At 40.0% G+C, this 26,991-nt stretch carries 20 protein-coding genes and 1 pseudogene; 13 read left to right on the top strand and 8 right to left on the bottom strand.

Features of this window, described 5'->3' with window-relative positions:
• Positions 1–160: 160 nt before the first annotated feature.
• A complete protein-coding gene (locus tag IJ00_RS21785) occupies positions 161–364 on the bottom strand; it encodes a hypothetical protein (RefSeq protein ID WP_035156663.1) in 204 nt (67 codons plus the stop codon).
• 235 nt (positions 365–599) lie between these two features.
• On the opposite strand from IJ00_RS21785, the gene IJ00_RS21780 reads away from it, so the two are divergent.
• Entirely contained in the window at positions 600–2,759 is a 2,160-nt protein-coding gene (locus IJ00_RS21780) for a Tex family protein (RefSeq protein ID WP_035156662.1), read from the top strand.
• Between the two features lie 82 nt (positions 2,760–2,841).
• Here the strand turns inward: IJ00_RS21780 and IJ00_RS21775 are convergent, their stop codons facing one another.
• Together IJ00_RS21775 and IJ00_RS21770 are read right to left on the bottom strand one after the other, a co-directional pair.
• Positions 2,842–3,339: a HugZ family protein gene (locus IJ00_RS21775; RefSeq protein ID WP_035156660.1), complete on the bottom strand. Its 498-nt coding sequence runs from the start codon at positions 3,337–3,339 to the stop codon at positions 2,842–2,844.
• 58 nt (positions 3,340–3,397) lie between these two features.
• Positions 3,398–4,525: pseudogene (locus IJ00_RS21770) on the bottom strand (hypothetical protein); the annotation flags it as partial.
• A gap of 83 nt (positions 4,526–4,608) precedes the next feature.
• Between IJ00_RS21770 and IJ00_RS21765 the strand changes: the two are divergent.
• The 4 genes from IJ00_RS21765 (at position 4,609) to IJ00_RS21750 (ending at position 7,700) form a co-directional block, all read left to right on the top strand.
• Positions 4,609–5,808, top strand: a complete 1,200-nt coding sequence (locus tag IJ00_RS21765; RefSeq protein WP_082127446.1) for an ISAzo13 family transposase — start codon at positions 4,609–4,611, stop codon at positions 5,806–5,808.
• A gap of 459 nt (positions 5,809–6,267) precedes the next feature.
• Positions 6,268–6,465: a hypothetical protein gene (locus IJ00_RS21760; protein ID WP_035156659.1), complete on the top strand. Its 198-nt coding sequence runs from the start codon at positions 6,268–6,270 to the stop codon at positions 6,463–6,465.
• A gap of 340 nt (positions 6,466–6,805) precedes the next feature.
• Positions 6,806–7,228 carry a hypothetical protein gene (locus IJ00_RS21755; protein ID WP_035156658.1) on the top strand — a complete coding sequence of 141 codons (423 nt, stop codon included), beginning with the start codon at positions 6,806–6,808 and terminating at the stop codon, positions 7,226–7,228.
• A 250-nt stretch (positions 7,229–7,478) separates the two neighbouring features.
• Positions 7,479–7,700 (top strand): hypothetical protein, encoded by a 222-nt coding sequence (locus tag IJ00_RS21750; protein WP_035156656.1) that lies wholly within the window; start codon positions 7,479–7,481, stop codon positions 7,698–7,700.
• Positions 7,701–7,816: 116 nt separating this feature from the next.
• Here IJ00_RS21750 and IJ00_RS21745 read toward each other — a convergent pair whose 3' ends face one another.
• The 3 genes from IJ00_RS21745 to IJ00_RS21735 form a co-directional block, all read right to left on the bottom strand.
• Positions 7,817–8,098, bottom strand: coding sequence for a ferredoxin-thioredoxin reductase variable chain (locus tag IJ00_RS21745; RefSeq protein ID WP_035156655.1), 282 nt, complete (start codon positions 8,096–8,098; stop codon positions 7,817–7,819).
• A gap of 525 nt (positions 8,099–8,623) precedes the next feature.
• A complete protein-coding gene (locus IJ00_RS21740; protein WP_035156653.1) occupies positions 8,624–10,522 on the bottom strand; it encodes a PP2C family serine/threonine-protein phosphatase in 1,899 nt (632 codons plus the stop codon).
• Between the two features lie 388 nt (positions 10,523–10,910).
• Positions 10,911–11,219 (bottom strand): hypothetical protein, encoded by a 309-nt coding sequence (locus IJ00_RS21735; protein ID WP_035156651.1) that lies wholly within the window; start codon positions 11,217–11,219, stop codon positions 10,911–10,913.
• Between the two features lie 727 nt (positions 11,220–11,946).
• On the opposite strand from IJ00_RS21735, the gene IJ00_RS21730 reads away from it, so the two are divergent.
• Positions 11,947–13,011: a DUF6765 family protein gene (locus IJ00_RS21730; protein WP_035156649.1), complete on the top strand. Its 1,065-nt coding sequence runs from the start codon at positions 11,947–11,949 to the stop codon at positions 13,009–13,011.
• A 26-nt stretch (positions 13,012–13,037) separates the two neighbouring features.
• Complete coding sequence (locus IJ00_RS21725; protein WP_035156645.1) at positions 13,038–13,289, top strand: hypothetical protein; 252 nt, start codon at positions 13,038–13,040, stop codon at positions 13,287–13,289.
• A 22-nt stretch (positions 13,290–13,311) separates the two neighbouring features.
• Here the strand turns inward: IJ00_RS21725 and IJ00_RS21720 are convergent, their stop codons facing one another.
• Positions 13,312–14,208: an N-acetylmuramoyl-L-alanine amidase gene (locus IJ00_RS21720; RefSeq protein WP_371259621.1), complete on the bottom strand. Its 897-nt coding sequence runs from the start codon at positions 14,206–14,208 to the stop codon at positions 13,312–13,314.
• Positions 14,209–15,195: 987 nt separating this feature from the next.
• On the opposite strand from IJ00_RS21720, the gene metH reads away from it, so the two are divergent.
• From metH to IJ00_RS21685, 6 genes are all read left to right on the top strand, one after another.
• Positions 15,196–18,732, top strand: coding sequence for a methionine synthase (gene metH / locus IJ00_RS21710; RefSeq protein ID WP_035156637.1), 3,537 nt, complete (start codon positions 15,196–15,198; stop codon positions 18,730–18,732).
• A 695-nt stretch (positions 18,733–19,427) separates the two neighbouring features.
• Positions 19,428–22,577: a PAS domain S-box protein gene (locus IJ00_RS21705; RefSeq protein WP_035156635.1), complete on the top strand. Its 3,150-nt coding sequence runs from the start codon at positions 19,428–19,430 to the stop codon at positions 22,575–22,577.
• Between the two features lie 11 nt (positions 22,578–22,588).
• Positions 22,589–23,734: a hybrid sensor histidine kinase/response regulator gene (locus tag IJ00_RS21700; protein ID WP_035156634.1), complete on the top strand. Its 1,146-nt coding sequence runs from the start codon at positions 22,589–22,591 to the stop codon at positions 23,732–23,734.
• Between the two features lie 80 nt (positions 23,735–23,814).
• Entirely contained in the window at positions 23,815–24,210 is a 396-nt protein-coding gene (locus IJ00_RS21695) for a hypothetical protein (protein WP_035156632.1), read from the top strand.
• 142 nt (positions 24,211–24,352) lie between these two features.
• The gene (locus IJ00_RS21690) at positions 24,353–24,865 is read left to right on the top strand and encodes a dihydrofolate reductase family protein (protein ID WP_035156629.1); all 513 of its coding nucleotides are present in this window, start codon (positions 24,353–24,355) and stop codon (positions 24,863–24,865) included.
• 73 nt (positions 24,866–24,938) lie between these two features.
• Positions 24,939–25,325 carry a lysozyme inhibitor LprI family protein gene (locus IJ00_RS21685; protein WP_035156626.1) on the top strand — a complete coding sequence of 129 codons (387 nt, stop codon included), beginning with the start codon at positions 24,939–24,941 and terminating at the stop codon, positions 25,323–25,325.
• A gap of 167 nt (positions 25,326–25,492) precedes the next feature.
• Here the strand turns inward: IJ00_RS21685 and IJ00_RS21680 are convergent, their stop codons facing one another.
• Positions 25,493–26,839 carry an NAD(P)/FAD-dependent oxidoreductase gene (locus IJ00_RS21680; RefSeq protein WP_035156623.1) on the bottom strand — a complete coding sequence of 449 codons (1,347 nt, stop codon included), beginning with the start codon at positions 26,837–26,839 and terminating at the stop codon, positions 25,493–25,495.
• Positions 26,840–26,991 lie beyond the last annotated feature (152 nt).

The following is a 26,991-nucleotide window of genomic DNA, read 5'->3' as shown; positions in this document are numbered from 1 at the left end:
AGTTTGTATTAATGCTTGATTTCGTAGAAAAAATGGGGATTAAAAAATAGAGAAGGATGAATCATACTTCTTCTTTTTACCTACCATGCCCTACCCCATTTAATCTAGCAATGATGGATTTTTGTAAAGCTGATACTTGAGTAACTGAGGGTATATAGCTTTATCGCTGCAAGAGTTTCTTTGTACTTATCAAAACAACTGCAAGTAATGAAAGCTGGATTTGCCAGGGTGCTAAGACGATACTTAATACCAGACTAATGACTGCGACTATACCAATTAACTGCCCGATTTCATCAGTAGTTTTCTGATAAACATAGCCAGTCACTAAACCCATGGAAAGGGGTATCAAAAAGAACAAAGGCATTTTCCCACCTCTGACCCAGAAAGTAGATATTGTATAAGAATATGAAGGCTGTTGTCAAAAATAGCAGTAACTAACATGACACAAAAGCTGATTTATTTGCAAATACAAGTATTAACAACCAAGTGTCTTGTTGATATTCCGCAACAGTCTGATATATTAGCTTAACACTATATATTAGCTAGATGAAACCTATCTAGTATCTTCAGATAATGGTGAGTATTTTTACTTAAAAAAGATGTTGAATATTCCTCAATTACTGGCAACTGAACTTAGTCTTAAACCTTTTCAAATAGAAAATGCCTTAGAACTTTTTGCAGAAGGTGCTACGATTCCCTTCATTGCCCGGTATCGTAAAGAGCGTACGGGGGAAATGAATGAGATACAGTTGCGTGACTTGGCAGATAGATATGCTTACTTAACAGAGCTAGCAGAAAGAAAAGCAGCAATTTTGAAGGCGATCGCGGAACAAGGTAAGCTGACAGAGGAGTTACAAGCCCAGATAGAGTCTTGTTTACAAAAGACAGAGTTAGAGGATTTATACTTACCCTATCGTCCTAAACGCCGTACTCGTGCCACAATTGCCAAGGAAAAAGGTTTAGAACCCTTTGCAGAGTTTATTAAATCATTGAATCAAAAAAATGCAGCTTTAATTCCTTTGGAAGGGGAAGCAGCAAAATATGTCTCCCTAGAAAAGGGTGTGAAAACCGCAGAGGAAGCATTAAAAGGTGCTGGGGATATCCTTGCGGAGGAAATCGCAGAAAAGGCAAATTTACGTGCTTATTTACGGGATTATTTATTAGATGCAGGTGTTTTTACTTCCCGGATTAAAGATGATTATCCAGAGGGGAGTACTAAGTATGAAATGTACCGTAATTACCAGATACGGGTGAAGAATATTGCTCCCCATAATTTGTTGGCGTTATGTCGGGGAGAAAATGAGGGAATTCTCAGTTTTACCATTGATTTTGATGAGGATACGGTATTAGGTTATTTAGAGTCTCAAGAGATTCGCAGTAAACAACGTCCTATCCGCAGTTTCTATCAGGAAATGTTGAAAGATGCGTTTAATCGCTTAATGAAAACTTCCCTGATAACTGAGGTGATTGGAGAGAAGAAACTCTATGCGGATATTGAGTCAATTAAAACCTTTGAAACTAATTTACGGGAGCTATTATTATCTGCACCTGCGGGAATGAAACCAACCATGGGAGTCGATCCCGGTTTCCGTACTGGATGTAAGGTGGTGGTACTTGATCAAACAGGAAAATTTTTAGAATATCAAGCAGTTTTTCCCCATCAAGCAAAGGAGCAAAGAGCAAAAGCTGCCCAAACGTTAAAAAATTTAATTACCAAATATCAGATTGAATTAATCGCAATTGGAAATGGTACAGCTTCACGGGAAACTGATGAGTTTGTGGCAGAGGTAATTAAGGATTTAGCTGTCAAACCTGTGAAAGTAATAGTGAATGAATCAGGCGCTTCTATTTACTCTGCAAGTAAGCTAGCTGGAGAAGAATTTCCCGATTTAGATGTCACCGTGAGGGGAGCTATTAGTATTGCCAGAAGATTACAAGACCCCTTGGCAGAACTAGTCAAAATTGACCCTAAATCCATTGGTGTTGGGCAATATCAGCACGATGTTGACCAAAAATTGCTCAAGAAAAAACTAGATGAAACTGTAGAAAGTTGTGTCAATTATGTGGGAGTAGATTTAAATACTGCCTCGAAAGAATTGCTCACCTTTGTATCTGGAATTACCTCCAGTGTGGCAAATAATATTGTTGCCTATCGCAATGAAAATGGGATTTTTAAGAATCGCCGACAGCTATTAAAAGTAGCAAAATTAGGTCCCAAAGCTTTTGAACAAGCAGCAGGTTTCTTACGAATTCGAGACGGAGAAAACCCCTTAGATAATACTGCTGTTCACCCTGAAAGCTATCCTGTGGTGCAGGCGATCGCCACCGATTTAGCTGTACCTTTAAAACAGGTGACAGAAATTGCTGCCAAGTTACAAAAAACGAATTTGCAAAAATATGTCACACCAACAGTGGGAGAACCAACACTCAGGGATATCCTCAGTGAATTGGAAAAGCCAGGACGTGACCCCCGTGCTGAGTTTAAGTATGCCACATTTAAGGAAGGAATTAAAGAAATCTCTGATTTAACAGAAGGGATGCAGTTGGAAGGGGTGATTACAAATGTGGCGAACTTTGGTGCATTTGTCGATATTGGTGTGCATCAAGATGGGTTAATTCACATCTCCCAAATGGCTGATAGATTTGTTGACGATCCCAAGAAAATAGTGAAAGTTGGGCAAGTTGTGAAAGTTCAGGTTTTGGAGGTGAATCAGAAGTTGAAAAGAATTGGTTTATCAATGAAAGGTGTCAAACAGTAATTCCTGAGTAATGAGTAATCAGTAAAGTCTTGAAACCCTTAATATTTTGCAGGTAGTTGGGAAACAATGCTCTCTCTTTCCCCTACCCCTTCCCCCCAGTCACCGGCTGTAACTTATCTAAATTATCCCCTGTGACATCGTAAATACTACCGAATCCGATGACAAATCTGCCGGATTGGGGGGTAAGTTTGAAAATACGAAAATCAGGTAAACTGCGAAGCATTTCGATGATTTCGCCGAATTTTAATTGAAAATTATCGACGATTTCCACCCATGGTACCGTATCTCTCTCAATTAACGTGGCTAAACAATCAAAGGTTAAACGACGACGAGCAAATATTTGCGGAGTTGTAGCTTCATCGTCAATGAATAGAACGCTAACATGGGGATTATCTTGAATATTCTGAGTATGATTGGCTAATCCACTCACATATATGTATACATTCTTGGCATCATCAATAACTACAGGTGCATAACTAGCATTGGGAATACCATCCTTACTAATCGTACAAATAACCGCACTCTGAAAATTATCAGTAAAACCTGTATATTCTGCTTGAGCTTTTTCTATTTGACTCATGGTTCATTTTTGATGTGAGATGCTGCTGGTTGGGAAATACCTCTCAATCAATATCATATTATCGATACCAATGACGTACCGCCAGCCAAGTGACTGAGAGTAAACCCGCTAAACTCAGACTTGCTCCACTATAGGGAACTAATAACCCATATACAGGTAACACAGCCCCAGCAACTGTACAGATAATAGCAGCTAAGGACGCACGGCGATTAGAACCTAATCCCCATACCAAAGCGAGCAAAATTAGGGAAATTATTACCCAAGCTAATTGTCCATCAAATATGCGGCTCATATATGTCAAAGCGAGAAGACAAGCAAAAAATGTCCCCCCAGCGATCGCCACATTTTTCCGTGACATAGGTATGGAAAAATACAACAATAATATCCACCATAAAAATATACCCGGTGCCAGCAAGAGTAATCGCGGGATGACACCTGTATTTCTCACTGATTCAGTGTAAGTAAAGACACCAAAGGGATTTTTCACAGAGACATTATCATCAAATACCCAGGTAAACTGTCTACTTCTACCACTACCCGTAATTTCTGTGGGAACAATTCCACTAGCAAAGTTTGCTTCTGGGAAGTTTGCTGTTGCCACTAAGCGGAAATTTTTCAGTAATTGCCCCTCTGCACTATATACCCAACGGGAACCCCCCTGAGCTTTGTAACTCACGCGAATTTTGGCAGAATTTCCCGGTGCCAGGGAAAATTTAAAACTGTAATCATTAGGAGCTGTTTGTTGTAATCTCCTACCATCTTGCTCCACTTTGTAACCAGAGAGCAAAGAGTAGCCATTGGGTGGGGGAGCATCCCAATAGAAAATATCTGTATCTGGGAGAGAATTTTTGACTTCGTACTGGGCAGTATAATCCACCAAATAAATACTACTACGTCCCTGAACATCTAAACTTTGGTCAAGTTTGACTTGAATTTGTGAACCATCCAAAGTCAAAAAGCGAGTCACATCCCGTTTCTCATTGACTTTGACAATTTTGTTCCCTACCTGAGTATTGTAACTGTAGGGTTCTTGAATCACGTAACGTACCTGGGGAGCAATTTGTGCAATCTTTTCTCCCGCAACACTTGCTGCAACCTGGGAAACCTTCCCTTGCTCCCAGTGGTGGTAACGGTTACTCAGAGTCGCACAGAGCGAAAATCCACTGATTAGCAAAATTAACACTAGGAGACCTCCACAGAATGATTGATCCTATGATGAGAGAAAGATAATTTCAGTGTGCAGCCTACCTCATGTCTCCAAAATCTATCATTCAACTCACCGAAAATCTAAAATCTCTTTACATCAAAACAGCGAAAAAACTCAAGGGAAGCGACCGACGACAATTCATGGCAGAAGTGGTCAAAGGGTTGGGAATAGGTGGACAGACTTTAGTAGAACGTGAATTGGGGTGGAATAGACGCACTATCCGTAAAGGGATGCAGGAGTTAGAGAGTGGTCAGCCTTTTATTGATGGTTTCGAGCGTAGTGGACGTAGGCGGGTGGAAACAAAATTACCAAACTTGTTGTCGGATATTAAATCTTTAGTAGACCCACAAAGCCAAACTGACCCCAGCTTTAAAAGTATCCGTTTATATACACGCATGACTGCAAGTGAAGTACGTCGTCAGCTAATTGAACAATGTGGTTATAGTGACGAAGAACTACCTTCATCAGAGACAATTCGACGACGATTGAATGATTTGGGTTATACCTTAAAACGAGTTCTTAAAACTAAGCCTACCAAGAAGATTCCAGAAACAGAAGCCATTTTTGAACAAGTCGAGCAAATCAATACTGAAGCTGATAATGATCCTCATACTCTGCGAATCTCCATTGATGCGAAGGTGGCAGTTAAAGTTGGAGAATTTGACAGAGGTGGAAAAACTCGCGTACCGACTATCTCCCTAGACCATGATTTTGCTCCAGAAACAACCCTTATTCCCTACGGAATTTTTTTACCTGAATACAACGAATTATTTCTATTTTTCGTTTCTTCAAAATTGACTGCTGATTGTATTGTTGACATAGTTGAAAGCTGGTGGCAAAGCATTAAACATCGATTTACTCACATTCAAAAACTGGTAATTAATCAAGATAATGGACCAGAAAATCATTCCCGTCGTACCCAATTCATGAAGCGCATTATTGACTTTGCTACATCGTCTAAACTGTCATTGCAACTTGCTTATTATCCCCCTTATCATAGCAAATATAATCCAGTGGAGCGTTGTTTTGGCTGGTTAGAGCAGCATTGGAATGGTAGTTTAGTTGACACTGTTGAAGCGGTACTGAATTTCGCTAAAACCCTTACCTTTAAAGGACAAAATCCAGTGGTGACTCTAGTTGAAAAAGTCTATTCTACTGGGGTTAAGCTGACAAACAAAGCGATGGCGGAAGTCGAAAAACAGATTTATCGTCTTCCCAATCTCAGAAAATGGTTTGTGGAAGTTTTTGCTAAACCAGCATAACCACTGGATCATCTTTTTTGTGGAGTTCTCTAGGGCAAAATGCTGCAATCCCCGCAACAACTGGGAATATTGTATTGCCCATTCTGCCAGAAAAGCTGTCTGCTCCTGAGGTTGACGACGCACTACAAAGGAAAGGATGGCGATCGCTAATCCCAAAGCTAAAACCAAAAAGACTAATACCAGTGAACCTTGGAATAGATAACTACCAAGTTGTACCAATTCACTAGGGTGAGTTAAATCGGGTATTTCGGGAATACCTTGAGTATTTGCCGCAAACATCGCTGACATTTCCCAATATTTCCCTATTTTGACGCAAAAACACCTCTGAATGTTTCTCTGAATTACTCATCAGCAATTCTTATAGATACTATTGACCTTTCTTTGTCAATGATTGTTGCAATATTGTAACGAAGCTGTTACAATTATTTACATAAGTTAAACATTCTCAGGAAAAACCAAATGTTTGCACCGTTAGTTGTATTGCTTCGTGACTGGATGGGTAAAGCAAAATTCAATCAGCTGCGTGGTAAAGCAATTGCACTGCACGCACAAGTGATTACCAAAGTTTGCGATCGCCTCGGTATTGACAGTAAAGAAAGACAAGGTTTTATTCGTTTAGCTAAAGACAACGGTAAAAAGCTAGGTTTACTTGCATAGTTACCAGCACCTCATAAAGAAAATATTAAATTTTTCCAATACATCTCCTAACTTGCCTCGGTTTTCTGCCGAGGTTTTTTCTTGGCTTTCCAGCTAAACAACTTTCCCTGAAGGCTTTTCAGCATTTTTGTGTTGCTAAATTCTTTCCCTGATTCCAACAAAACTATCCTCTGAGGTGGGGAATGATTATGTTTTTGTCAGAGAAAATCAGTATTTTTTCCGAAACAGATAGAGATGAATGGGAAGTATAAAATAAGAGAGCATTCAAGCAATCAATCAAGTTTTTGATAATTTTGAATATCTATCTTCCACCCCATTTTTTATCTCAAAAGTAGGTCATATGCAGTTTGCAAAATCTTTAACTAATATTCCTAAAACCCTAGGATTATCTTTATTAGCATTGGGTACAAGTCTTTCCTTTACAGCAGTTGCTAACGCTGGAGAAATTAATCTTCCTAATACAAATTCTACCCTATTAGCTAGAAGCTATCCCTGCCCTGAGAATAGTGGTGGTAGTGTTTTCCAAGCTTCTGAAACCCGTAATTTCTACGTTTATATCTGCGGTGGCGACTTACCAAATACCTACGTTGGTGTAGCAAAAAATCGAAATACAGGTGGTATAGTTTTACCAATTCGTAGCTATAATAACAGTCGTTTCGTAGCAGTTAATCGTAATGTCCGTTATACCTTAACCCGCAGTGAATTAATCGTGACTCAAAACGGCAAAGTTATCGTCAGAGAAAGAATTCTTCGCCAACTATAGAACATATTCTTAAATAAATTATCTAATGATGTGGGAGAGGTATTTTTGCCTGTCCCATTATCATTTTTAGATGATTTCATGTTGAGTTGGTTAATAGTTTTAATATAATTTCCCCTGAAATACTCAGAGGTGTGTAATATCGCCATATAAAATTAGCTTCTCATCCCTAGGTATCCGACTGCTATGGGGTAATAATGGGAAAGGAGCGAAAGCAAACTTCCACTCCTTCCCTTTGTGATTTTCATATATCATGTCTCAAGAATTACCACAGATTGTTCCTGGGTTACCACCTCAAGTAGAAGATGGGTTTGCCACTCACCAGACAGCTTACGAATTTTATCAAGAAGTCGAGATACGATTGCAGCTACAGCGTCATAGTGAATGGTATCATCGGACGGCAAAACAACACCAACAGGATTTGGAAAAAATGCGCGGCGAATTTAATATTATGTCTTGGTTTCGCCGCAAATGAGGTGATTAGAAAATGATTTCGCTCAACTCACAAATTTATTAATGGGTTTTAACCTTACCCAAGCATGGGAGGTAATGTTTTTATTACCCATTACCTACGAGCAATTACCCCAGAGATTATATAATTTCTATTTCTGCTTCTCGTAAATGGGCACGGAATTTTTTACCAATTTCTGGAAACTGTACTAAAACAGGTAAGTTAGCACTAACAGGTCTACCATGCCACTGGGTGACAATATCTATGACTTCTCCTTCTAAACCCTTGAGATCAAAGTCTTTACCACGATACCCAGGGTGATGATAAATGATAACAGATTCTTTAACGCGGATGCGATCGCCAATTTTCATATTAGTATTTACACCTAGCTTCTGCTTTTCCACAAGTGTCTCCACAGCCATCCCTCTCTGAACTTACGATTTAGCAAAATACACTGCCTGCAAAAGTTGTGATTAACTCTACAGCAAGGCAAACACGATTCAGTCAGAATGCCTTGAGGTGATCACCATCTCAGCCTTCTTTGCTTCTGCTTGCTTGATACAGCTGTGCGTCTATAACACTACTGCATCTCCGAGAGGCTGGAATATCACAATCAACCTTCTCCCTTTATCCTTTTTTGCTGACTCTATTGAGTGCGAAATTCCGGGGTAAGGAGGATGGAATGCCGTCTCATACTTTGGCAAGAGGTCTAATCTTCCTATCTTCACATAATATTGCCACTCTTGAAATAGCTAATCTCAGATGAACAAAGAGTAAAAGGTGATTGACTAATACCAAAGAAATTGCGTTTCTGTGGGTAGACTGTCAAACTTTATCCCATGAATGACAAAGCTCATTTCTTGGCAACAGGAAAGCAAAGGAATAAATAATACAGTGGATTTGCTATTGATAAATCAGTTATTACTGATGGATAGGATTATGAAATTCTATTTTTCTGGTGGACAAAATTGTTCTAATTTCTGGGGAAGTTGCCGACATCGTTGGATAAAAGATTGGGGGTTGGTTTGCCACCAAGCAAAAAGTCCAAAACTTGTACCACCAATTAATAATGCCACAATTCCCAGTAATAAAATCCAGGTATTACGACGGGGTGGGGTGGGTGTCACTGGAGCAGACATGACTGGAGCAGCAGGAAGTTCTAAATCCAGTAGTGCTTGGGAACTAGCAGTTAACTCAGATTCTTCTATAAGAATGTCTGAGGAAGAGTGAACCGCAGAGGAAATTTCTGGGATAACAGGGACAATACTATCAGGGTTAATGCGTACTTGGGTCATGACTACAGAGGTATTATCGTGACCATTTTTTTGATTTGCTAGTTGAATCCAAGCGTATACCGCTTCTTCTAAATGCATTTCCCCGTTTAATACTGGTACTGCATAAGTTTGCCAAGTATTCTCCACCCAGTGGCGATCGCTCAACCCATCGGAACAAAGCAACAATATGCCATCTTCTTCTAAAATCAATCTCTGGATTGTGGGATGGAGAAATTCCCCATCTTTGGTTCCTAGTGCTTGGGTAAGTGCGCTAGCATCTTGACGTTGTAGCGCTTGACGATAGAAACTTCTACCCTGCTTGACTTCTCGCGTCACCACATCATCATCTACAGTCAATAATTGACAGTAGTTCTGCGTAATCCAGTAAGCACGACTATCACCCACATGGGCTATATATAATTCATGGGCGTTCTCGGCATGCCACCCGGAAGCAACTTCCAGATGCTGAGGTATTTGTACAGACATAACGATAGTTGTACCCATACGCTGAGTACCTGCTCGTTTCTGCTCATTATTCGCACTACAGAGCAAATTGTTGACGATACGTAGACTGGCGGTAATTTGCTGCTGTAATAATTCTGGGGAGACAGGTTCCGTTTGTTCGGCAACTTCTTTAAATAAAGCTCGAATTTGTAACTTCGTCGATTGTACTCCCAAGCGACTCGCTACTTCTCCACCTTCATGCCCACCAATTCCATCACAGACAATTCCTACCTGGGGTAACAATGGATCATCAATGGTGTCATTCCCCGTAGGAAAACAATTGTCTTCATTCTGAGCCAATTCTAAACCGATGTCCGTGGCTCCAGCAATTCGCAAATTTAACGATAATTCTGCTGCGGTATGTAGTAATAGGGTGTTGAGTTCTTGGGTAATAGCTTTGCTATCCCTTCCCTCAGCTATCTGTTGCAGAATTCTAGCTAAATCTGGAGCAATTTTCCCCTTGGCAGTGTCTACTAATACTTGCCACGATTCTGATAGTTCTGATAGATGGGGTGGGGATGTATCTTGATGAAGCTCTAGTAGTCGAACACACCAACCCTGTACACGGATATTTTCTGGTATTAATAAACTGGTGGCAACACCCTCTTGATGCAATATTGCCCACAATTCCCAGATTTGCCATAACCAGTAAACTTGTCTTATGGCTGTAGCTGTTTGCCACATCTCCTGCAAACCAGGATAGAGATTACCTCGGTTATCTGTAGGTATATTCTCTAAGAGCAATATATCATCTAAATAACCATATACCTGGGGCAGGTGTAAGCGCTGGGGATACAATCGCAAATAGGATTGAATTTCTGGGGGTACTTCTGGAGGTATTTGCGGTAATTCCTGGGGGTGAGTATCTAGCCAAAGTTGCCCAGAAATCACTTCATATCTCTGAGCGATGGTTTCGGAAGGATTTAATTCCCCAACAGCTCCAACTGCCCAAAGATAACGATATTCTATAGGTGTTTGACAATTGCCACAGAGGCGATCGCCCACAGAATTTATCGGTTGACTGCAATCGGGATTTGTACAATAAATTTTTTGGCGAGTAGCAATCATAACAGTGCAAGGTTATTTAATAGTCAATCATAGACCTCAAGATTTGCAATAATTTTACACAAGTCAGGAAAAAATCGTAGTTATCGGTAGGTGAATTTTATTGCATCCTAGCAAGAAGTGCTACAGTCAACGGAAAGCTTCTGTAGTACTCTATCAGAGAAGTGATAAATATCACAAAAAAAAGAACCTATTGATGAACAGGTTCTTGAATATAGATTCATTCCAAAAGTTAAGTTTTATTCGTGGGTACTGAGTCCAGGAGAAAATATACAAACATCATCTACTCCTTTTTGACTCAGTTATGCTTGTATCAGGTTTTCTGGCTACTCAATCAGATTTTAGGTTCCTGGGAAAATATGAAATTTGGTAAATTCTCAATACACCGGAATTATTGCTTCATCGAAGGTGCCGGGAAAATTCTACTAAAGATGGGGACACGTGTATTTGCGGTTGTAGGTTTGGCTTCCGTGACTGGGGAATTTGTGGTGGATTCGGAAACGGTTATTCCCTTCTCTGGATTTGCATTACTCTCGGTTGATGAAACCTCAGCACTTTTTACCTCCGTTACTGTTGCAGAAGTACTATTTGATGCTGTCTCTGGAGACTTTTCGTTAAACTGAGCGTAGGAAGGAGTCGCAATACTTGCAGAACCAGCAGCTAGAATCACTATCAGCAGATGACGCATATTTGGATACATGGGATTAGGTAAAATCCTTTTATTAATTGCAGTTTTTTATAGTTGGTTACCCATTGACAAATGGCATATATCACACACATTCCCAGAAAATACTCAGCATCAATCAGGTGTCATTGGGTTCGATGAATCAACAAGCAATCGTACAGAGCTTTGACACTGAATAGATATAATATGGGCATGGCTTATCCGCTTGAATACAGAAAAATCTCTACTTTGAAAAAGATTTTTAATCCTAATTAATCAAGCAAAATTGCTATTTTTGAGTCAAATTTGAGTAAATCATCTGACACCAATTTGCAAAAAAGATGACGACGAATGGATTTATCGAAGACTTTATAAATTAAGAGATTCTCAATCCCAATCTGTCAATGCAAAATGGTATGATTTTCGGAGATGCACAGATAGGTAACACAACTATTTCAACTATAATCGCCAGATTATTAATTGCACCAGAGAAAAATCGCGGAAGTTTGGATTTTATTTTTTCCTGCCTCGAAGTCAGTTTAAAATGCAGATATCAGAAATTACACAGATAAAGATATAAATTTTTTACACATTCTCTAATTAAGCTTTAATCTCGTGCGCAATGCTCAAGGGTTTTGGCTGAAAAGTGGAGAATCAGGCGCATACAAGGAAGATAATATGTATATTTTTAGGTAAAGCAAAAGCATCGAAGATGGGATGATAGTTTATGGTTTGCTGAACAGCCTACATCTCAAAACTCTTTATGCAAATAGACTTCCATCACGGTGTTACCTACGTTGTGGCAAGGTTAGCTGGGTTCGAGCATGACGCAGCAAGTATTATTGCATACTGCGCTCAATACGTAGATGACGCAACAAATGCAGGATTAATCCGTTTTGATAATGGTACAGTCTTCCAGCGCATGAGTTCTGCTCACAAGATGTTGAACTATCGAAACTTCCAAGAGCTAGCAGCTCATCGTGTTTGGATACCCTTTCATTTTTTACCGGGGAATGGAGGATTACCCAGGAGTTTAGAACCGGAAGGGGGTTTGATCAGTAAATTGATTTGTCGTCCTAATAGTTATATTGCCCAAGAAATGGTGCGGGAAGCGATTAAATGTCAAGATTTTCCCCATGGATTACACCGTTGGGGTGTGACGATGCACGTATATGCAGATACTTGGGCACATCAGGGTTTTTCCGGTGTTAGCCATTGGGCAAATGAGGCAAGAAACGTAGTGGATGGTCAAGGTAAAGCTGATCGTAATTTGATGAATCGTCTCAAGGGTTATTTTGTGAATGAAGCTCTACCCCTGGGACATGGAGCAGTATTAAGCAATCCAGATAAACCGTTTTTGCGTTGGGGTTATACCAATGGTTATGGAGAGAAAATTATTCGGGATAATCCTAGAGATTTTCTAGAAGCAGCTAATTGTATGTATCAAGCAATGCGACGGTATTTACTGAAAGACCCGGAGGCGATCGCCCCAGAAATTCCGGAACCTGACAAAACTATAATTGCGACGATGTTAGAGACAATCACCGATCGCAGTGGTAAGGTAAGACATAAAAAATGGTTGCAGGCGATCGCCGCAGGGAAATTTAGCTTTGGAGAGGCAAATATCTGTTATATTCCTAAGGGCAAAAACTCATGGAAGCATTTAGCTTTGGGTACTGAGCACTTAATTGACAAGGAGCATCAGGTATTCACCTATACTCCCAGTTTCTTAGCAAGTGATTGGAAGTTATTTCATGATGCATTACAAGCACATCATGTCTACATAATTCATGAATTGCTGCCCTTCTACGGTATTTGCATGGGCTAAGGTTTGATAATCCCACTTTTATAACAATGGCTAAAAATCGTATCCTTATCTGTACTTTTCTCGCTTTAATATCGGGGTTTTTTGGTGGTTTTGTGAGTGGACAAATTGCCCAGAGTTTACAACAACAAAATTGTGAAAAACAAGCTTGGATTTTCAAAGGTGCTTGTAATACCTTTGTGACAACTGGTGCAAGTTGGCAAGGTAATATCACTGGACTCTGGGTAGGAACCATTTTAGGAGCTTTTGTTGGTGGTTTAGTCACCCATGAGCCGAATTAATCAAGTATTCCGCACGGGAGTACTAGGCGATCGCCTGACGAAATTGGTGCAATACATTAAAAAACCTCTCAAAATCAAAACTCCTGGGGTCAATTCTAGTTCCAGAACGATCTACTAATTGATGGGTTGTAATTCTATCATCAGGAACGTTACTTTGAGCTATGAGCCAAGCCAAAGCTTGATATTGTTCCTCTGTATACCCTCCATGGGTTCTTGATTTATACGCGTTCCAAGCGTCAGCAGGTGTTTCTAATGAGACATGATAGGCAAAGTTATTTACTGATGGTGCAAGGGTAGGGTTAGTTTTGACCGTTTCCTCACCGTTCACACCTGCAAATACGGAATTTCCCGCCCCATAGGCTCGCTTTTCTGGCGGTACAATATAGATGATTTTCCCATCTAAAGTAATCAAGGCATGATAACTTACCTGTTTACTTTCATCAGTATGATATGTGCGAAAGGTATTAATTGCACTAGTAGCAGAAGCGCTGGTTTCATGTAACACAATAATCGGCTGGTTCGTAACCGGAGTTCCATAGGCATCTGTCGCAAATCTATCTCCGTAATTACTAGAGTCTGCAAGGATAACTTCGTATCTTGGTTGATACTGATTAAAAGCCGATGTTGTTTGGAATTTAGCTGTAGCTGGTTTTGCTGGTGGATTTGGTGTTGTTTCCTGACTTATCGGACTTGTTGCCACTACCTGAGGTTGCACAGGTTTTACTGGAGATTTGCTTGGTTTAGGGATAGGAGTTGGTTGAGACTGGGGCAACTTAGAATCAGTTGCAGCTTGAAATTGTATTTTTGCCGGATTCCAGGTATCGTTTTCAATAGATGCACTAGAAGTTGATAGCTGATTCTCCCGATTCAAGCTACTAATGACATAAGCCGCAGCAATAGTCAGAACAAGTAAGACCATAACTAGCAATCTAGTTATCCAGACGCTATATTTCATTTCTCTATAAATAATAATTCTAAAAGGTTAATATTCACTTGCACCCAGGGGCAAGCATACGGTGATACTTTAATAAAAAGTACAAAATCAATGAATAACTTAGCAAAAATACATTTTATTTTTGGTAGTTTGAGATTGTTTACTCCTGATTTTATTTGAGGAATGGAGATAATTTCACCTACCCAAATTTGTAGGGGCAATTTATGGATTAAACTAACTAAAAACATGATTTCTAGTTTGTACCAGTCATATTTACAGATGTACTCTGTGTCCCCAATGTTAAGGAATCCTTATTGAAGCAGACAATCAAAAAAATTCCTATCCTCGAAATAAGTTACCATCAGATTTATATATTTATAATTGACTAATATTTCCCCCTAGAAAATTCTACCCATAGTGTTAGCATATCTATTGATGTCAGCCCACGTTCAATCATAAAAGATTTATTCCCTAGGATGCAAGTAATTCTCTAGCTAGTGATTTCACATCAAAAGCTATATTTTTTCTCCGCGATCGCCATCATTGATGTATTGCAAACTACTTTTTACTCAGTGTACCTTATCTATAAAAATTGGTTAATAGGCAGGTATGAGGAAAGATTAAATGTATAAACCACCAATAGTCTCTCAGTTATTATACTGATTTAATGGTGTGGTGTGCAATATTTAGCTTTGTCACAAAACCGGAGCCATCTTCAACATCTGTCCACACCCTGTTTTTTAGGCAAGAAAGAACCCGAAAAATCTGCAACTTCTTTCCCCTACTAGCAAGATATCTTTATCTCAGGAGCCTGTAATAGATGCCAGTCAAATAAATACTTGATAGGACATTTAGTTAAGTGGCTAAAAATACAGACTTTTTCTGAGATTTTGGATCAAACCTGAAAAATTTTGGGAAATAATAAACTTAGGTCGGACATAATTCAGACTAACCCAAATTTTTGTGGTAAATATGACACAATCCTTTCTTGAGCGCTTATATAGTCCGGAACGTCCAGTTATCGTCTTTGACGGTGCCATGGGAACTAACCTGCAAACACAAAATTTGACTGCGGCTGATTTTGGTGGTGCAGAGTATGAAGGTTGTAATGAATATCTAGTTCACACCAAACCGGAATCTGTAGCTAAGGTACACCGTGATTTTTTGGCTGCGGGTGCAGATGTCATTGAAACCGATACTTTCGGCGGTACTGCAATTGTTCTAGCTGAGTATGACTTGGCAGATCAGGCATATTACTTAAATAAAACGGCGGCAGAATTAGCGAAACAGGTAGCAGCAGAGTTTTCCACCCCAGAGAAACCCCGCTATGTCGCAGGTTCCATGGGACCAGGAACTAAGTTGCCCACCCTAGGACACATCGATTTTGATACTCTCAAAGCAGCCTATATTGACCAGGCGATCGCCCTGTGGGATGGAGGTGTGGATTTATTCATTGTCGAAACCTGTCAGGATGTGCTGCAAATTAAAGCTGCGTTAAATGCCATTGAAGAGGTATTTTCTCAGAAGGGCGATCGCCGAGGTTTAATGGTATCTGTCACCATGGAAACAATGGGAACCATGTTGGTTGGTACAGAGATTGCAGCAGTTCTTACCATTCTCGAACCTTACAAAATTGATATCCTGGGCTTGAATTGTGCCACGGGTCCTGACCTGATGAAACCGCATATCAAGTATCTTTGTGAACATTCACCCTTTGTGGTTTCCTGTATTCCTAACGCTGGGCTACCAGAGAATGTAGGTGGTCAAGCACACTACCGCCTGACACCAATGGAATTACGGATGTCATTGATGCATTTTGTTGAAGATTTAGGTGTCCAAGTGATTGGGGGTTGCTGTGGGACACGTCCAGCACATATTCAACAACTAGCAGAAATTACTCAGGAACTGAAACCAAAGCTACGTCAACCACAGCTAGAACCAGCTGCCGCTTCGATTTACACCACCCAAAATTATACCCAGGATAACTCTTTCCTGATTGTCGGCGAACGACTCAACGCCAGTGGTTCTAAGAAGTGCCGAGATTTACTCAATGCCGAAGATTGGGATGGACTTGTTTCCATGGCGCGATCGCAAGTCAAGGAAGGGGCGCATATCCTCGATGTGAACGTGGATTATGTGGGACGAGATGGGGAAAAAGATATGCGGGAACTGGTTTCCCGGATTGTGAATAACGTCACCCTACCCTTAATGCTCGACTCCACGGAATGGGAAAAAATGGAGGCAGGTTTAAAGGTAGCCGGGGGTAAGTGTATTCTCAACTCCACCAACTATGAAGATGGGGAACCCCGATTCTATAAGGTATTGGAGTTAGCCAAGAAATACGGTGCCGGTGTAGTCATTGGTACCATTGATGAAGAGGGAATGGCACGTACTGCCGAGAAGAAATTCCAAATAGCTCAACGTGCTTATCGAGCAGCCGTGGAATATGGCATCCCTGCCCATGAAATATTTTTTGATACTTTAGCCCTCCCAATTTCTACGGGAATTGAAGAAGACCGAGAAAATGCGAAAGCCACTATTGCTGCGATTCAAAGGATTCGGGCAGAATTACCTGGCTGTCATATCATGTTGGGCGTATCAAATGTATCCTTTGGCTTAAATCCTGCGGCTCGGATTGTCTTGAACTCTATGTTCCTCCATGAAGCAATGCAGGTAGGAATGGATGGGGCGATCGTCAGTGCCAATAAAATTCTCCCCCTAGCAAAAATCACCCCAGAGCATCAGCAAGTTTGCCGCGACTTAATCTATGATGCTCGCCGTTTTGAAGGGAATGTGTGCGTTTACGATCCCCTCGGTGAACTCACAACCATGTTTGAAGGGGTGACAACGAAAAAAGATAAGGGTGTGGATGAAAATCTTCCCATCGAAGAACGTCTCAAACGTCATATCATTGATGGTGAGCGTATTGGGTTAGAAGACGCGCTTAAGCAAGCTTTAGAGCAATATCCAGCCTTGGATATTATCAATATTTACCTACTAGATGGGATGAAAGTTGTCGGGGAACTGTTTGGTTCTGGACAAATGCAATTGCCCTTCGTTTTACAATCCGCAGAAACCATGAAATTTGCTGTTGCTTACCTAGAACCTTTCATGGAGAAATCGGAATCCGGAAATAACGCCAAGGGGACATTTATCATCGCTACCGTTAAGGGTGATGTCCATGATATCGGTAAAAACTTGGTAGATATTATCCTCTCGAATAACGGTTATAGGGTAATTAATCTGGGAATTAAGCAACCAGTGGAAAACATTATTGACGCTTACGAAAAGCATCACGCTGATTGTATCGCCATGAGTGGATTGTTAGTTAAATCTACTGCCTTTATGAAGGAGAATCTCGAAGTTTTTAACGAAAAAGGTATTACTGTTCCTGTAATTTTGGGTGGTGCTGCCTTAACTCCAAAATTTGTCTATCAAGATTGTCAAAACACCTATAAAGGGAAGGTTGTATATGGGAAAGATGCTTTCTCTGACTTAAACTTTATGGACAAATTAATGCCCGCAAAATCTGCTAGTAATTGGGATGATTCTCAGGGATTTTTAGGTAGCTTTGCGGATGCAGGAGAGGAGTTTTTCCGAGAAGTAGAGGAAGTCAAAACAGAGAAAAATAGAGATAGAAACACAGATAATGCGCCCAAGGAAATTGATACACGACGTTCTGAATCCGTAGATGTAGACATTAATCGTCCTATACCTCCTTTCTGGGGTAGTCAATTGTTGCAACCAGAAGATATTTCCCTAGAGGATTTATTCTGGTATTTAGATTTACAAGCTTTGGTTGCTGGACAATGGCAATTCCGTAAACCTAAGGAGCAATCGAAGGAAGAGTATCAAGGATTTCTTCAGGAAAAAGTATATCCCATACTAGAAACTTGGAAAGGGCGCATTATTGAGGAAAAATTACTTCATCCTCAGGTAATTTACGGATATTTTCCCTGTCAGTCTGAGGGAAACACAGTTTATATCTACAATCCAGAAAATCATTCCCAGCAAGTTACAAGTTGGGAGTTTCCACGGCAGAAATCTATGCGTCGTCTGTGCATTTCTGATTTCTTTGCTCCCAAGGAATCAGGAATTATAGATGTGTTTCCGATGCAAGCTGTAACTGTAGGAGAAATTGCTACAGAATTTGCTCAGAAACTCTTTGCAGATAATCAATACACAGACTATCTGTATTTCCATGGTTTAGCTGTGCAAATGGCAGAAGCATTAGCTGAATGGACTCATGCTCGGATTCGTAGAGAATTAGGCTTTGGAGACAGTGAGCCAGATAATATTCGGGATATGCTAGCACAACGTTACCAAGGTTCTCGGTATAGTTTCGGTTATCCGGCTTGTCCGAATATTCAGGATCAGTATAAACAGTTAGAATTGCTGCAAACTAGCAGAATTAAAATGTACATGGATGAAAGTGAACAACTGTATCCAGAACAGTCTACAACGGCAATTATTACCTATCATCCAGTTGCCAAATACTTTAGTGCCTAACTAATTTAATCAAATTGGGGGTTAATTCCCCCATAACTAGCAAGCAGCGTGTTTTGCGTTCTTCGGCAATCTCAGGAAGCGTCGGGGTAAAATCCCCGTTACAAAGCATAGTTAGGTTAGCGAAGCCGCTCTGTTCGGAAAGCTCTTCCGTGGAGAGCAAAAGGCATTGTGAATTGCGAATGGTTTTGATATCCCTCTTGTAATTCTGGAGAGCGGATGAAATGGCAGTATTACTAATTATTCATTTGTAAAAACTTGGTCAATTTTTATCAAGTAGCTCTACAATTTGATTCTCTTGAAGTTATATTTGATGGCGAAGCTAAAAAAAGAGTAAAAGATTTTCCTAATCAACCTGATATTTATGTTAGAAAATTCTCCCTGAAGGGAACAATAATAATAGGTTAGTCGGCTTTGAAGCCTACAGGGTATGTAATTGCATAGTGTATGTCCGAAAAGCGCTATCTCTGTGAAAGAGGTATAGAGCGTTAAATTCAGCTTATACAATCAGGCTTTCGGCAGGAATTTAATATGTTTTAGATTCTTTAATGGATTTGTATTTGTGCCGACTTACTCATACTGATAGTTCAATATTTTAAGATTTTAAGCTGTTGTGATAACAATATTCACATTGAGGCAGCCGAGGGATAGGGTGCAGGGCAAAAGAACTTTAAGACTTCATCCACCTAATGAACACAATGCAACCTGTAAGCACAACAGCTTATTTTGACCATTCTCCTATGTCACCTACTATCCTCACAGAGTTTGATCTAAAGTCAGCAATGATTTTAGACCCGCTTATAGTATCACCAGACACACCTATCTTGACAGCGATCGCCCACATGAGTGCTGCCCAAGCTGCATTGTCAAATCAGGCAAATGTAGAATCTCATCGTGCGAGTAGTGTTTTGGTTATTGAAAATCATCAATTAGTCGGTATTTTTACAGAATGGGATGTTGTTCGCTTGTGTTCTGGCAAGACACCCGTGAGGGGAATGGCGATCGCAACTGTGATGACAAGCCCAGTTCACACCATACAACACTCTGATTTGACTAATTTTTATAGTGTATTAAACCTATTTCAACAGCATCACATCACTCATTTGCCAATTATAAATGAGCAAAATCAGGTGATGGGTATGGTGACTGATAAAAGCATTCTACAAGCCATGAATCCCCTGGAAATATATACATCAATGGGGACGTTGACAGAAAAAGTCACGCAATTAGAAAGTGAAAAACAAGATTTACTCCAAAACCTGAATACAGAATTAGAACTACAAGTGCGAAATCGCACAATGGCTTTAGAAAAACAAGTTGAAAGGGAAAGTTTATTTGCCCGGATTGCGGCTTGTATGCGTCAACGAGTGCAAGCAGAACTAGAGGAACGCAAACGCACAGAAGCAATTCTCCGCCAAAGTCAACGCCGTTATGCATCCTTAGTGGAAGGCGCACCCGTGGGAATTTTCCGTACCGATGCTCAAGGCAGCTGTCTTTATGTTAATGACCGTTGGAGTGATATTACTGGACTAAGTGGAGAAGAAGCTTTTGGTAACGGTTGGATTCATGCACTTTATTCAGAAGATCGAGAAAAGGTCGTGGCAGAATGGCAACATACAATTCAGACAAATCACCCTTTCCGTCTAGAATACCGATTTCAAAGACCTGATGGTCATATTACCTGGGTACATGGGCAAGCAGTCGTAGAAAAGGGAGATGATGAAGAGATTGCTGGATATATCTGGACAATTACGGATATCAGTGAACAGCAGGCAGCCCTGAGTGAACTTCGGCAAGCAGAATTGAAACTGCAACAACTCAACCAAGACTTAGAAAAGCGTGTATTACAGCGTACCGCAGCATTACAAAAGCGAGAAGCTCAATTACAAGACTTTTTTGATAATGCCATGGATTTAATCCAAAGTGTTTCCCCCAGTGGAAAAATTCTCTTTGTCAATAGAGCATGGCAGGAAACCCTGGGATATGACAACGATGATATCCAATGGCTTTCTATCTTTGACATTATCCATATAGATAGCCGCCCACATTACCAAGAAATGATGCAAGCATTGTTAGATGGAACCGCTTGTCAAGGTATGGAAATTTGCTTTATCGCGAAGGATGGTAGAGAAATTCTTGTAGAAGGGAATGTCAACTGTCAGTTGAAAGATGGTAAGGCGATCGCTACACGGGGAATTTTTCGGGATATTACTAGTCGCAAGCAAGCAGAAGCAGAACTCAATGAGTCACGCAAAATGCTACAACTCGTTTTGGATACTATTCCCCAAAGAATTTTTTGGAAAAATCGTCAATTTCGTTTTCTCGGTTGTAACCAAATGTTTGCCCGTGATGCAGGGTTGGAATCTCCAGAAGCAATTATTGGTTTAGATGATTTTGCCCTGAGCTGGAAGGAATTAGCACCCGACTACCATGCTGATGACGAATCAGTAATGCTTACCAAAACTCCCAAGCTGAATATTGAGTCCGTACAACAACGCAAGGATGGTTCCCAAATCTGGCTACGCACCAGTAAAATTCCCCTGCATAATGCCAATGGAGAAGTTATTGGTATTCTCGGTTCCTACGAAGATATTAGCGATAGCAAGCAAGCGGAGCAAAAACTCCAGCAAAGTAACGAACAACTTGCCCAAGCAAATGCTGAACTAGCAAGAGCAACTCGTCTCAAAGATGAATTCCTGGCGAACATGAGCCACGAATTAAGGACACCACTCAATGCCATTTTGGGCATGTCCGAAGGTTTGGAGGATGAAGTCTTCGGTACTCTCAACCAACGACAAAAACAAGCGATATTAACTATCGAACGTAGCGGTAGACATCTTCTAGAGTTAATTAATGATCTGCTTGACTTAGCCAAGATTGAAGCTGGCAAACTCGAATTAGAATTACAACCTGTGGCAATTAACCATCTTTGTGATTCTTGCTTACCCTTTATTAAGCAACAAGCACTCCAGAAACGGATTTCTTTAAAAACTAATATCCAAGCTCATCTCCAAGATATGATTTTGGACGAGCGCCGAATGCGTCAAGTATTAATTAATCTACTAAATAATGCTGTCAAATTCACTCCGGAAGGTGGAAACATCATCTTAGAAGTTAAGGTAGAACCTGTAGAAAACGGCGATTCTATCCGCTTTTCTGTCATTGATAGCGGTATTGGTATTTCCGAGGAAAATATTAAGAATCTATTCCAAGCCTTTGTACAAATTGATAGCAGCTTAAATCGGCAACAGGCTGGTACGGGACTCGGACTATCATTAGTCAAGCGTATTGTTAACTTACATGGTGGTCACGTTTCTGTCACCAGTGAGGTAGGTAAAGGTAGTTGCTTTACAGCTCACTTACCTTACAAACCGATAAATAAAGTTACCATAAGTCCGAGGTTTGAAGCTTCCTTGACAACAGAGGCTTCTATGCCAGCAATTAGACAATCTGGTAATACAACTACAGATTCAGAACCAGTAGCAGCACCTTTAATTTTGCTCGCAGAAGACAATCCGGCTAATATCAGTACAATTACTAGTTATTTAGAAAGTCGCGGTTATCGATTTATCGTGGCGAATAATGGGAAGGAAGCTATCGAAATTGCTCAGGCTCAATTACCTGACATGATTTTGATGGATATCCAAATGCCGGGAATGGACGGATTAGAAGCGACTCGTCGGATTCGTGCCCAAGAATCTTTGGCGAATATTCCAATTATCGCACTCACCGCGTTAGCAATGCCGGAAGATCGGGAAAAATGTTTGCAGGCAGGTGCTACTGAATACGTATCTAAACCTATCAGACTTAAACAGCTGCTGGCAACCATTCAAAACATTTTGTACTAATCACCAAAATAATGCAGAAAAATCCTTCTATCTTAGTCATTGATGACGAACCCGATAATTTCGATGTGATTGAAACCTTACTCAACAGCGAAATTTATGACCTGCATTATGCACCTAATGGTCGCAAAGGACTTGAGCAATTAGACATTTTCCAGCCTGATGTGATTTTGCTGGATGTAATGATGCCAGAAATTGATGGTATTGAAGTCTGTCGTCGTATCAAAGCTGACCCCAAGTGGCAGGCAGTCCCTATCATTATGGTGACGGCACTGAGTGCCAAGGAAGACCTCGCCCGATGTTTGTCCTCAGGGGCAGATGACTTTATCAGTAAACCTGTAAACAGTTTAGAACTCAGGGCGAGAGTTCATTCTATGCTGCGAATTAAACAGCAGTATGATAGTTTACAATCTTTTTCTCACTTGCAAGAAAATACCATTTCTCTACTACGGGCTAATTTAAATGACTTACGAGGTAATTTAGTGCGTGCCCTTCCCCATGAACTGAATACCCCAGTGAATGGAATTTTCGGAACGATTGAGTTGCTGAGTGAATATTACGAAGACATGAGTGTGGAGGAGATTCAGGAGCTTCTGGAAATGGCTCGCAATTCAGTTTTGAGATTAGAGCGATTAACTCAAAGATTTTTAAGCTATTTGCAATTAGAGTTAAATATCACAGATGAGTCCACAATGAACCCCATCGCATCTGAGGAAGAAGTGATTGAAGTCAAATCTGTGATTACAGAATCAGCTCACACCCAAGCCCAAAATTTCCAACGTTTAGAAGATTTATCTTGCCACTTAGAAGATACGCAGGTGAAAGCTAATCGTAAAAATTTGCTCTGTATTCTAGAAGAATTATTAGATAACGCTTTCAAATTCTCGGAACCTGGTACTCCAGTCAAGGTAGCTGCCAAATCTGCAAATAATACTCTTCATATATCCATCTCAAATAAGGGGCGAGGTATGACAGAAGAGCAAATCAATAAGATTGGGGCATTTATGCAGTTTGAACGTCAAACCTATGAGCAACAGGGTTTAGGATTAGGTTTAGCCATAATCAAAAAAATGATTGCTTTATCTGGAGGTACATTGGCAATTCGTAGTCATGACAACTCGGAGATGACTGTACAGGTGACTTTACCTGTATCTGCTTGAAAACTCCATAAATATTTTGTGGAACCGATATTAGTTGTGTTGTAGATATATTTACAAACAAACTTTTATCGACATTGATTATGAACATGAAACCTTTTGTCATCGCAGCAATTCTGGGTATTTCCAGCCCTGTAATTGCGGATATTGCTATGAGTAATTCAGTTGTTGCAGCTCCTGCTCAAAGATTTAGCTTTCCTACGGGTTATTTCCGTGATGGCAAATGGGCTGTAGAACTGAGAAATAATGATGGAGAATACTCTTTTAACCGCATTCATTTGCAAACCAATCAATCAATTTATATCTCTGATGAAGCCCGTATCTCTGGGACAAAAGCAAGGCAAATATATACTTGGTATAAGGATGGATATCAATACCGAGTCACTTTTCGTCCTAATGATGCGCGGACTATTCGTTTAGAGATATATCACCCAAATGGACAAGCTATTTTAAATCGTCTACTTTATGCGAATAGATAATTAGATGATAATTTGATTAATTAAAGATGTTTTAACAGAACATTATAATTTATGATTAATAGATAGCGATCGCGGTAGGAATAAGTCTGAAAATTTTCCTGGCGATCGCTATTCGTATCTGGATATAACTACTCACATCATAATGAGCAAAATCACCTTATTTATTGCTTCTAGTTTAGATGGTTTTATTGCTAGAGAAAACGGAGAAATTGATTGGCTATTTACAGATGCTGACTATGGATATACAGAATTCTATGACTCTATAGATACTATCATGATGGGCAGAAAAACCTATGAGCAAATTCTGACTTTTCCGGAATATCCCTATCCTGGGAAAACTGCTTATGTTTTTCATCGCAGCCCTCACCTATATAACCACCCAGATGTAATTTTTATTAATCAAAATCTTCTTGACTTTGTTCCCAACATTATCCCCAATAGTAAGGGAATTTGGTTGGTGGGAGGTGGAGAGATTTTTCATGAATTCTTAAAGCTTAATTTGATAGATGAAATTATTCTTTCCATTCATCCCATCATTTTAGGAACAGGAATTAGACTATTCCTTAATTCCCCTGACCAAATCAATTTAAAATTAAATGCTAGCCAAAAATATGATAGTGGTTTAGTGCAAATACACTATACAGTCATGAAGTAATTAAAGATGATTACGAAAAATTTGTCCGTCTTCGCTATATCATAACAACCGTAGTAATTATTACCAAAGACAAATGCCTAAATTACCCGTGGGATGCCTATTTATCCTAGTATCTATCATGACGATAGTCTCTGACCAGGGCATCGCCCAGACACCCAAGGTGGATTGTAAAAAAGCGGTAACAACAGTGGAACTGAAATTTTGCTCACAACAGAGTTATGCAGCAGCTGATAAAAAATTGAATACTGTCTATCAACAAGTGCTAAAAAACATCAAAGGAGAGCAGAAACAATTATTAGTTACTGGTCAACAAGCATGGATTAAGTTTCGAGACAATAATTGTAATTTTGAAGTTTATCCTTCACGGGGTGGTACAGGTTACGAAATTTTCCGTAATGGTTGCTTAGAGCGACTCACAAAACAGCGATCGCAAGATTTGCAAAATTATTTAAACCGTTAATTATCTGATTCCACAAGTCAAACCAGGTGCTGACAAGCGTCAATTGAAGAGTATCGCTTGACAATCATCTGGAATGTACTAGATGGAGCTTTAATTCTAACTGCCCTGGGAGTCGAGTTGATAGCACCAGCCCAAATATTATCTTCTATGGAATTGTATAACCTGGACTAAACCTTGACGGTTGTATCTAAGGTTGGTTGATGAGTCATTGCTTTCGCTAACTCTAGGGACTCCTTACCAGTAATCAATCTCGAACCACGTTTACGGGTGAGGTAGTTCCATGCCCACTGAATCATAACTAATAGTTTGTTGTCAAATTCAATCAAGAAATAGATATGGATTAATAGCCAGAATATCCAGGCAAAAAATCCTGTTAACTGGATAGAACCTAAATCGACAACGGCTGAATTTTGTCCAATCATGGCTAGGTTTCCATGATTATTGTATTTAAATGCGGGCATAGTTTTCCGTTGCAGACGTTTTTGAATTAACTTAGCAACATATTCACCTTCTTGGATAGCAACTGGTGCTACTCCTGGAAGGGGTTGATCGTTTTGGTGAGAGAAGTGAGCTAAGTCTCCGACAACGAAAATATTTTTATGTCCCTTAATACTCAAGTTCTGTTCTACTATCACTCTTCCAGCGCGATCGCACTCTGCACCTGTACGCTCTGCGAGAATTTTGCCGATTCCAGATGCTTGAATCCCGGCTGCCCATAATATAGTTTTAGAGGTAACTTCTTGAATTTCATCCCCTTGCTTGAAGGTGACAATATCATTTTCAATATTTGTTACCCGTGTTTGTGTGTGAACGGCAACACCTAGCTTTCCTAAAGATTCTGCTGCTGCTTTCGATAATTCTGGTGCTAGGAATGGGAGAATGCGATCGCCACCTTGTAAGAGTAAAATTTTTGTTTCTGAGGTATCAATATTACGGAAATCTTCTTGGAGAGTTTTGTATGCTAACTCCGCGATCGCCCCTGATAACTCTACCCCAGTTGGACCACCACCTACAATCACAAAAGTCAACAAAGCACGGCGTTTTTCCGGATCCGTTTCTTTTTCTGCTGCTTCAAATGCACTAAAAATTCGGCGACGCATTTCAATCGCATCTTCCACCGTTTTCAACCCAGGAGCCAAATCTTTCCAGGAATCATTACCAAAATAGGAATGGTTTGCCCCTGTTGCTATCACTAATGTGTCATAGGGTACAGTTTCATCACCCATAATCACCTGCTGTGTTTCGGGATTAATATCATTAACTTCTCCCAGCAACACTTTTGTATTCTTACTTTTGCTGAGTACCGCTCGTAATGGTGAGGAAATATCACCTGGTGATAGTGTACCTGTAGCAACTTGATATAAAAGTGGTTGAAACAAATGGAAGTTACGCTTATCAATGAGAGTTACATCTACATCTGCTTTTGCTAATGCTTTTGCTGTATACAATCCACCAAAACCACCACCAACAATGACAACCTGATGTCGTTGATGATTCTCAAGTGAAGCCACCATAACTAATATTTCCTTTATTAAGAAATCTGTAACTATTCTTAATAGTATGTAACAAGAAAATGGTTTGCAGTGCGGTTTTGAACAATTGAAAAAATCCTAAAGTTAACCAAAGTTACGATTTGTGATTAATTAAGTTGGTGAAATTTCTTTGT

It is taken from the genome of Calothrix sp. 336/3 (assembly GCF_000734895.2).
Lineage (GTDB): Bacteria > Cyanobacteriota > Cyanobacteriia > Cyanobacteriales > Nostocaceae > 336-3.
This window is presented reverse-complemented; position numbering and strand designations above follow the sequence as displayed.

Excerpts from the sequence above, each read along its gene's own strand:
- IJ00_RS21785 (WP_035156663.1), bottom strand. The coding sequence starts at position 364 with ATGCCTTTGTTCTTTTTGATACCCCTTTCCATGGGTTTAGTGACTGGC.
- IJ00_RS21780 (WP_035156662.1), top strand. The coding sequence starts at position 600 with ATGTTGAATATTCCTCAATTACTGGCAACTGAACTTAGTCTTAAACCT.
- IJ00_RS21775 (WP_035156660.1), bottom strand. The coding sequence starts at position 3,339 with ATGAGTCAAATAGAAAAAGCTCAAGCAGAATATACAGGTTTTACTGAT.
- IJ00_RS21760 (WP_035156659.1), top strand. The coding sequence starts at position 6,268 with ATGTTTGCACCGTTAGTTGTATTGCTTCGTGACTGGATGGGTAAAGCA.
- IJ00_RS21755 (WP_035156658.1), top strand. The coding sequence starts at position 6,806 with ATGCAGTTTGCAAAATCTTTAACTAATATTCCTAAAACCCTAGGATTA.
- IJ00_RS21750 (WP_035156656.1), top strand. The coding sequence starts at position 7,479 with ATGTCTCAAGAATTACCACAGATTGTTCCTGGGTTACCACCTCAAGTA.
- IJ00_RS21745 (WP_035156655.1), bottom strand. The coding sequence starts at position 8,098 with ATGGCTGTGGAGACACTTGTGGAAAAGCAGAAGCTAGGTGTAAATACT.
- IJ00_RS21740 (WP_035156653.1), bottom strand. The coding sequence starts at position 10,522 with ATGATTGCTACTCGCCAAAAAATTTATTGTACAAATCCCGATTGCAGT.
- IJ00_RS21735 (WP_035156651.1), bottom strand. The coding sequence starts at position 11,219 with ATGTATCCAAATATGCGTCATCTGCTGATAGTGATTCTAGCTGCTGGT.
- IJ00_RS21730 (WP_035156649.1), top strand. The coding sequence starts at position 11,947 with ATGCAAATAGACTTCCATCACGGTGTTACCTACGTTGTGGCAAGGTTA.
- IJ00_RS21725 (WP_035156645.1), top strand. The coding sequence starts at position 13,038 with ATGGCTAAAAATCGTATCCTTATCTGTACTTTTCTCGCTTTAATATCG.
- IJ00_RS21720 (WP_371259621.1), bottom strand. The coding sequence starts at position 14,208 with ATGGTCTTACTTGTTCTGACTATTGCTGCGGCTTATGTCATTAGTAGC.
- metH (WP_035156637.1), top strand. The coding sequence starts at position 15,196 with ATGACACAATCCTTTCTTGAGCGCTTATATAGTCCGGAACGTCCAGTT.
- IJ00_RS21705 (WP_035156635.1), top strand. The coding sequence starts at position 19,428 with ATGCAACCTGTAAGCACAACAGCTTATTTTGACCATTCTCCTATGTCA.
- IJ00_RS21700 (WP_035156634.1), top strand. The coding sequence starts at position 22,589 with ATGCAGAAAAATCCTTCTATCTTAGTCATTGATGACGAACCCGATAAT.
- IJ00_RS21695 (WP_035156632.1), top strand. The coding sequence starts at position 23,815 with ATGAACATGAAACCTTTTGTCATCGCAGCAATTCTGGGTATTTCCAGC.
- IJ00_RS21690 (WP_035156629.1), top strand. The coding sequence starts at position 24,353 with ATGAGCAAAATCACCTTATTTATTGCTTCTAGTTTAGATGGTTTTATT.
- IJ00_RS21685 (WP_035156626.1), top strand. The coding sequence starts at position 24,939 with ATGCCTAAATTACCCGTGGGATGCCTATTTATCCTAGTATCTATCATG.
- IJ00_RS21680 (WP_035156623.1), bottom strand. The coding sequence starts at position 26,839 with ATGGTGGCTTCACTTGAGAATCATCAACGACATCAGGTTGTCATTGTT.